This is a genomic window from Caballeronia arvi (assembly GCF_001544695.2).
GTDB lineage: Bacteria > Pseudomonadota > Gammaproteobacteria > Burkholderiales > Burkholderiaceae > Caballeronia > Caballeronia arvi.
Genome location: NZ_FCOM02000128.1, coordinates 1 through 7491 on the forward strand (window position 1 = coordinate 1; position 7491 = coordinate 7491).

The following is a 7491-nucleotide window of genomic DNA, read 5'->3' on the forward strand; positions in this document are numbered from 1 at the left end:
GTGGAATCGGCGTTCGCTTTGCCGTGGAATTCGTGTTCGCTTTGCCGTGGAATTCGCGTTCGTTTTGCCGTGGAATATTCAGTCGGCTCATTGACAACACCGCGCGCATCCTAGCGGGCCTTGTCGGCTCGGCACTGCTGCGCCAGATCCGTCGCGAGATACGACAACATCTGGCACGACCAAAGAGAACCTCGATCTTCTGCATCAAGGAACCGCGTTAAACTTTTCTTCGAGGAAGAGAGGATAGTCGTCGTCATGCGGCACTTTCGGTATTGGGATCCGCCACGTCACGCAGGCCAATTTTTGCACGTCAACGATGTGGTGGCTGGTGCGGTTTTCATCATGAAAGAAAACGTCAACTACGGCATCTTCAATACTTAGAGCGGGGAGGGCCTAACAAGTCATCCCCCTGATGATATGTTGCCGACTTACCGGCACCACAACGGATCTGCAAATCAAAGGTAACTTAATCAAACGCATTGGGTTCGGCGCACGAAGGATATGCTCACTTTCCTTTATATAGCGAAATGAAACTGATGAAAAAGATCGCAAAGATGCTGTTCGCAGCAAGCGCTCTCCTATTCCTCCTTGAGATCGGACTTCGCGTCGGTCTCGGCTTGGGGAATCCGGTCCTCTTTGAGCCGAGCGCAGATTACGGGTATTTTCCTGTAGCGAATCAAGATGTAACACGATTCGGCTCGCACGTGGTGATCAATCACGCAGGAATGAGGTCGGCGGAATTCGCAGATACTAAGGCCAACGGCACGCGCCGCATACTTTTCGTCGGCGACTCCGTGTCATTCGGCCCAACCTATGTCGGGCAAGACGAGATTTTTCCGACTGTCGTTCGAACCGAAAAAAACCGAAAGTCAGTGGTGAATTGGGAATCGCTTAATGCCTCGGCGCCAGGGTGGGCCGTCGGCAACGAGCTAGGGTTCATCAAATCAAGGGGGATTTTTGAGGCCGATCTTGTCGTTCTTGTTATAAACACCGGCGACCTCATGCAACCATTCTCCGTGATTGATGGTACGGGCAGCTTTCCTTACAAGCGCCCTCCGCTCGCTCTCGACGAGGCGCTATTCCGGTACGGCCTTCCAAAGCTTGGGCTGGCGCCCGGAACTTCCGCGGACCATGGATCAACCGGCGACGCGACGAACGCGTTGCCCGTCTCAGAAGTGCTCGCCAGTATCAGCGAATTTCGGTCGATTGTCGAACACTCTGGAGCTCGGTTCATCCTTTTGTATACCCCCGCCATCGGGGACGAATGGCATAAGCCCATCTGGACTGCCGCGCATGAATCGTTGGATAAATGGGCACGCGAAACCAATTGCGACCTCGTTGACTTTTCGTCGGCTCTCAACGATGCTGATCCGAATCAGAACTACTTTGATGGCATTCATCTTAGACCGACAGGACACGCGATTGTCGCCAGAAAAGTGGTATCGAAGCTAAACGCGTTGAATTAGAATAATCGATCGCATGTAGCTGTCGACCGCGACTCAGAGGAATGAGTCGATCTAAGCGGCTCCAGGTACGATCACTGCGTTATCCCTAATGCGCAGCCGCAAGCGGGGGGAAAGAAGCATTACCCTTCTGTTACCGCGTCCGGCCGTCCTGGGCGTTATCGCTTTAAAATTCTCGCACGGAAGCGGGGCGTCTTTGAGCTTGCGGTTCATGACGCTGGAACCGGGAGGCAGCAGAAACTGGAATACCGGTAACAACTCATTGAGGAAATGCACAGACAGGCGAAGGGGAAGTCGGTCCACGATGCGTCTCTTGGAAGACGTCCCTGGAACCAGCGCTTTCGAACCGAGTAACGGCGGCGGAGGCGGCGAAAATCGCTGTCAATCAGCTTGGCATCATCTTCGCAGCGCCGCGGTGCTCTTTGGGAATGCGCCGCGAGACTTATGCACAGCTCAACCGCCGCTGGATTGTTGTTGAAGCAGAAAGTTCGCTCAATTAATTATCTGCCTCTGCGACAATTCTTGCCACCGAGGCTTACCTTAGGGCATTGTTGATCCCGGTCTGGCCATCTTTGCAGAACAGCATCAATTCGCCCAGCGATGCAAAGAGTGAATTGATAGCGCCGGCGGTCCTACTTGGGCGACCGCGTCGAAATCGATCCGGTGCAAGGTCGTCTGCACCGTAAGCGACTTTCCACGGCCGTTGATATAATCCCGCGTGCTGATGGGATGGCCTTGAGTATAGTTCCCCTGCACCCGTCTGTGGTTGGTAACGCCTGTGTTCCGGCTGATGATTAACAGCGGCAGAAAAGTGTTCATACATTTCCAAGCAGCCTTGCGCTGCACGTTTCGCATACTATAGCTAAACAGTCCATTTCTACCGTGTCCCAAATAACATCGTCAAGCGGTTCGGAAAGAGTGGCCAGATACGCATAGTGAAAACTTGTCCTGTCCACTGGCGACTGACAATGGGCGCAACTCGCCACTTGGCTGAGACCCGGCAGGGTGAGCGGCACGTGCTCATCGCCCATTACTTCGTCCATACGAGAATCAAGACACCCGCGAGAACAATAGCATTCGAGACCACGGGAATCTTCAATTTCGAAATAGGGCACTCTTTCCAAGAAATGTAATCGACATCTCTCGCGGACGATCTCGTACACCTTACGTCGGAAAGTCGTATGGCAATGAAAGCATTCGAAATGATTTGACAGCGCGTCTTCCAAAAGAGCTCCCGTCTTTAGGCTAACTCAGCGTGGTTACAAGACGCTGGTTTGTTAAACGGAGTGACTACAATCCAGCAAGGCCTCCACTATAAACCATCTCATCCTCGGTGCCACTCTGGTCACGACACCCACGGACTAATGCCCTTGCCAAACGCGGTCGCGGGTTACTCGAATACCGGGCGGCGCCGCCTTCAGGAAACTCTTGATCCTGACTGGTCTTCCCCACTGCCGAGGTTAGCGAACGACCTCGAACGTGAATCATGCATCGCAAGCGAATAGCATCCCATAACTGGCCCAAGAGTGAGGGCAGCATGCAGAGGGCGAGCGTCCACAGCAAAGGCTGCATGAAGTCGTCACTGCCGCCGTAGAACAGATGGAGCATAGGCAGCCGGCGATCTGCATCGCTACTGTGACCAAAACGCCAGCTAGCGGCGCCCGAAGCGAAGTGCGGATCGCGTCGCGTAAAAACGCTCTTTCGCCATCAAACTCTAGTCCGAACGATCATGCAAATTCTAAAAAAAGCAATGCGCGTCGGACCGCAAAACACGTGGGCTCTGAACGTCGATCACACGAGACTGCGAACGTAACGCTCAACAAGGAGACGCGCTGCCAAAATGTAAAAGGGACCGTTACATATTTCCACGCCTTCCTTCTACCGTTGTGTGCGCTTCCGCACACAATACATCATCCATCGATTCGTATGGAAACCTAATCGGATTATTGGTTAACATGTCGACCAGCATATTTTAAATCCATAAGGAAGATCTTTCCTTCTTCATATGATAAGTAACTTTAAAAAAATACAACTGGCTTATTGACGTCCTCGAATTTCAAGTTAATCTTGCTGAAGACTTGCTCGATGTGACGGCGCACTGGACAGCGACGTCACCATCATTGCGCCGCTCCATCTACCTTGGACAGTGCGCTCGTGCGTGGTAATGCTTAAGACCAAACATATAAAAGGAACACACATATGCGCACAAAGAGAGAAGTCCCATGCCGAGGTTGTCGTCGTTCCAGCCTGCAAATCAGCGAACGTAAGCAGTCAAGCAGTGACCTCTGGGCGATTTCACCGTGCGATCACGGAACTTTTGCGCGCATCGGCTCATAACTTCTATTGAAGACGTTGAACTCGAACGGAGCTGGTACCTCAAGATCGGCTACGTCGTCGCCCGGTCGCTCACGCTCACGCGTGTAATGGCCTGTCTCGTATAGGAGAACGTAATATGAACGTGTATGAGGCGACGAGCAACAGAACCGGTGAAATTGTCAAAGACTTGACGTCGCAAGAAAGCATCGACGGGAGCTCGAGAAAGGCCCTTGCGCCCCTTGGAGCCCGACTGCTGGGCAAACATGTCAATGCGATCTCGACGGGCGGCGCGCTCGAGTGGGGAAGCGAGTTGCGCGGACGAGATATCGGCTACTGCAACGCGCAGTCGCTTGTCGCCGAAACCGTAAGGCCTGGTCCCTCGAAAACGCTCAACGACGCCGATCTCGTACTGCCCGATGGATCGACGGTCGCGTGGACCCCGCGGCCGCTGGTTTTCGGCGGACAGAAGTGTCTAAGCGGTCCCGACTTCATGTTGCATTACTGCACCTCGCCCAGGAATGTGAGACGTCAAGTGTTCTTGTATCGTGGTTCGTCGTCGATTAGCCGTTACTTGGACTTCGTCCGCTGCTCAACGCAACGGAGGGGCGTGTGCTCGTGTTCAAAAAAGGATTGCGTGGAACATTGGTAGGCCGGGTCAGGCGGTCGCTATCTAAACGGTAGCTCAATCTCACGCATATGCATCTCGCAAGCTCCTGACATGCGTCACGCCGCTTTCGAATGAACGTAACGAGAGGAACGCATGGATCACAAGGTCGCTTTGATCACGGGTATCACGGGGCAAGACGGCTCATACCTCGCGGAGCTGCTGCTTAACAAGGGGTATGAAGTGCATGGCGTTAAGCGCCGCAGTTCGATGTTCAACACGGAGCGAATCGATCATCTGTATCGTGATCTACACGATTCAGATCGTCGTCTGTTCCTCCATCACGGCGACCTTACGGATTCGACAAGCCTCGTAAGAATCATTCAGCGTGTAATGCCTGACGAGATCTACAATCTTGCGGCGCAGTCGCATGTCGCGGTGTCTTTCGAGGAGCCGGAGTATACAGCAAACGCCGACGGGCTGGGCTCGCTGCGCATCCTCGAAGCGCTTCGCATTCTTGGGTTGGAGAAGGAGACGCGCTTCTATCAGGCATCGACATCGGAGCTGTATGGTCTCGTGCAGGAGATTCCACAGCGCGAGAGCACGCCGTTTCATCCGCGTAGTCCGTATGCAGTGGCAAAGCTCTTCGCATACTGGATCACGGTGAACTATCGGGAAGCATATGGGATGTACGCATGCAACGGCATCCTGTTTAATCACGAGTCTCCGGTGCGCGGGGAGACTTTCGTCACGCGCAAATGCACTCGCGCTATTGCGCGTATCGCGGTGGGCCTGCAGGATGTTCTGTATCTCGGCAATCTATCAGCGCTGCGCGACTGGGGCCATGCACGCGACTACGTCGAGATGCAGTGGATGATGTTGCAACAGGAGCAACCCGAAGACTTCGTCATCGCAACCGGCGTCCAATACAGCGTCCGCGAGTTCGTGCAGCAGGCGGCACTCGAATTGGGTATTCATCTGCATTTTGAAGGCGAGGGTGTGAAGGAAGTCGCGATCGTCGATCGCGTCGAAAGCCGCGAAATTAAGCTCAGTCCAGGCCAGGTCATTGTGCGCGTCGATCCGCGCTACTTTCGCCCCGCCGAAGTTGAAACGCTGCTTGGCGATCCATCCAAGGCGCACGCAAAGCTCGGGTGGCGCCCGACCACGAGCTTCATGCAACTCGTGAAAGAAATGGTCCGGGCAGACTATCAGATTGCCCGTCGCGACGCGCTCGTGACGCTCGCGGGTTTTACGGCGTTCGAATATTGTGAGTAAGCGTCATGGACGAACATGCACGGATCTTTATAGCTGGACATCGCGGCATGGTGGGTTCGGCGCTGATGCGCCGCCTCTCCGCGGCACGTTACCATAACGTCGTCACGCGCACTCGTGCACAACTTGATCTTACCGATCAAAGTTGTGTGAATCGCTTTTTTGAGCATGAGAAGATCGACGTGGTGTTGCTAGCGGCGGCGCGCGTCGGCGGCATTCGTGCCAATTCAGTGTTCCCGGCGTCGTTTCTATACGAGAACCTCGCGATCGAAACGAACGTGATTCACGCGGCCTGCAAATACAAAGTGTCGAAGCTTGTGTTCTTCGGCTCATCCTGCATCTATCCAAAGGTATGCCCGCAACCAATCAAGGAAGAATACCTGCTCACGTCTGCCCTTGAGCCGACCAACGAAGCTTACGCGATAGCGAAAATCGCCGGTCTCAAGCTATGTGAGGCATACAACAAGCAGTACGGCACGCGGTTCGTTTCATTGATGCCCACCAATCTGTATGGCCCGAACGACAACTACAACTTGGAGACCAGTCACGTGCTGCCGGCGCTGATTCGCAAGGCGCATGAAGCAAAGGAACGCGGTGACGCGACGTTTCCAGTATGGGGTTCCGGGACACCCCGGCGCGAGCTTATGCACGTCGACGATTTGGCTGCAGCCGCGACCTTCTTAATGGAAAGTGACGTCGGCGAGGGCATATTCAACGCAGGAGTGGGGCGGGACTGGACTATCCGTGAGGTGGCGCAACTGGTATCGCGAGTCGTGGGTTTCAAGGGCGAACTTGTGTTCGATACAAGCAAACCTAATGGCACGCCGCGAAAACTACTCGACGTTTCAAAGTTAGCAAACATGGGATGGACAGCAAAGATCGGGTTGGAAGACGGCATCGTCGCGACCTACCAGGATTTCGTCGCCCGCACTGCTTTGATGCGACATTCTGTTGGTACTGGCTGAGTCAAAAACTCGGACATCGAGTGTGTGCAGTCGCACTGACTAGCTATCGAAACGAAGCGTCGGTCTCTTAGACTTGTATTTCGTCAATGTAAGGCAATTCGTACAAATCTCCATCGTGGCAGTCCGTACGTTTATTTTCCATATGTAGCGGCACGGTAATGTCATTGCGAATGCTAGCAATGCAAAAGGCGGAGTTCGACGACGCGTTTTTTGACGAGGCACGCATGAAATCACTCTCGAACTCACCGGTCGCATCTTGCCGACGCCTCGTCCCCGTCATCCTCGCCGGCGGCTCGGGCACGCGCCTGTGGCCGATGTCGCGTGAACAGTTCCCGAAGCAACTGATCGGCGTCGTCGGGCGTGACTCGTTGCTTCAGGCCACGGTGTCGCGCCTGAAGGGTTTTTCGGGCGATTTCAAGGTGGATGGCGAGCCGATCATCGTATGTGGCGAAGAGCATCGGTTCACCACCGAGGAGCAGACGCGCGAGAGCGGCGTCGATGCACGCATCATCGTCGAGCCTGCCCGCCGGGACACTGCGCCCGCGCTCACGCTCGCGGCGCTCGCTGCAATGAAGGACGGCGAAGACGCGATCATGGTCGCGATGCCCGCCGATCACTCCATCGCCGATATTCCGGCGCTGCATCGCGCGATCGCGATAGCGGCGGAGCACGCGGAGCGCGGCGTGATCGCGACGCTCGGCATTCCACCGACGCGCCCCGATACCGGCTTCGGCTATATCCGCCTGGGCGAGTCGCTGGAAGACGGCGCGCACCGCATCGACCGCTTCGTCGAGAAGCCCGCGGCGGAGCTTGCCGCGCAATACGTCGCGGCGGGCACGTACTGGTGGAACAGCGGCATTTTCATCGTGCG

At 55.0% G+C, this 7491-nt stretch carries 6 protein-coding genes; 5 read left to right on the top strand and 1 reads right to left on the bottom strand.

Annotated features, from left to right (window positions below; translation table 11 throughout):
• A partial coding sequence (locus AWB74_RS48005) for a hypothetical protein (RefSeq protein ID WP_235024930.1) occupies positions 1 to 221 on the top strand: 221 nt, incomplete at its 5' end.
• A 315-nt stretch (positions 222 to 536) separates the two neighbouring features.
• The gene (locus AWB74_RS42920) at positions 537 to 1466 is read left to right on the top strand and encodes an SGNH/GDSL hydrolase family protein (protein WP_160110397.1); all 930 of its coding nucleotides are present in this window, start codon (positions 537 to 539) and stop codon (positions 1464 to 1466) included.
• 582 nt (positions 1467 to 2048) lie between these two features.
• Here AWB74_RS42920 and AWB74_RS46175 read toward each other — a convergent pair.
• Positions 2049 to 2282: a hypothetical protein gene (locus AWB74_RS46175; RefSeq protein WP_143749493.1), complete on the bottom strand. Its 234-nt coding sequence runs from the start codon at positions 2280 to 2282 to the stop codon at positions 2049 to 2051.
• Positions 2283 to 4539: 2257 nt separating this feature from the next.
• On the opposite strand from AWB74_RS46175, the gene gmd reads away from it, so the two are divergent.
• From gmd to AWB74_RS42935, 3 genes are all read left to right on the top strand, one after another.
• Entirely contained in the window at positions 4540 to 5658 is a 1119-nt protein-coding gene (gene gmd, locus AWB74_RS42925) for a GDP-mannose 4,6-dehydratase (protein ID WP_061152575.1), read from the top strand.
• A gap of 5 nt (positions 5659 to 5663) precedes the next feature.
• Positions 5664 to 6620 carry a GDP-L-fucose synthase family protein gene (locus tag AWB74_RS42930; protein WP_061152576.1) on the top strand — a complete coding sequence of 319 codons (957 nt, stop codon included), beginning with the start codon at positions 5664 to 5666 and terminating at the stop codon, positions 6618 to 6620.
• A gap of 224 nt (positions 6621 to 6844) precedes the next feature.
• Positions 6845 to 7491: sugar phosphate nucleotidyltransferase (locus AWB74_RS42935; protein ID WP_160110398.1), on the top strand; the 647-nt coding region annotated here is incomplete at its 3' end.

Excerpts from the sequence above, each read along its gene's own strand:
- AWB74_RS42920 (WP_160110397.1), top strand. The coding sequence starts at position 537 with ATGAAAAAGATCGCAAAGATGCTGTTCGCAGCAAGCGCTCTCCTATTC.
- AWB74_RS46175 (WP_143749493.1), bottom strand. The coding sequence starts at position 2,282 with ATGAACACTTTTCTGCCGCTGTTAATCATCAGCCGGAACACAGGCGTT.
- gmd (WP_061152575.1), top strand. The coding sequence starts at position 4,540 with ATGGATCACAAGGTCGCTTTGATCACGGGTATCACGGGGCAAGACGGC.
- AWB74_RS42930 (WP_061152576.1), top strand. The coding sequence starts at position 5,664 with ATGGACGAACATGCACGGATCTTTATAGCTGGACATCGCGGCATGGTG.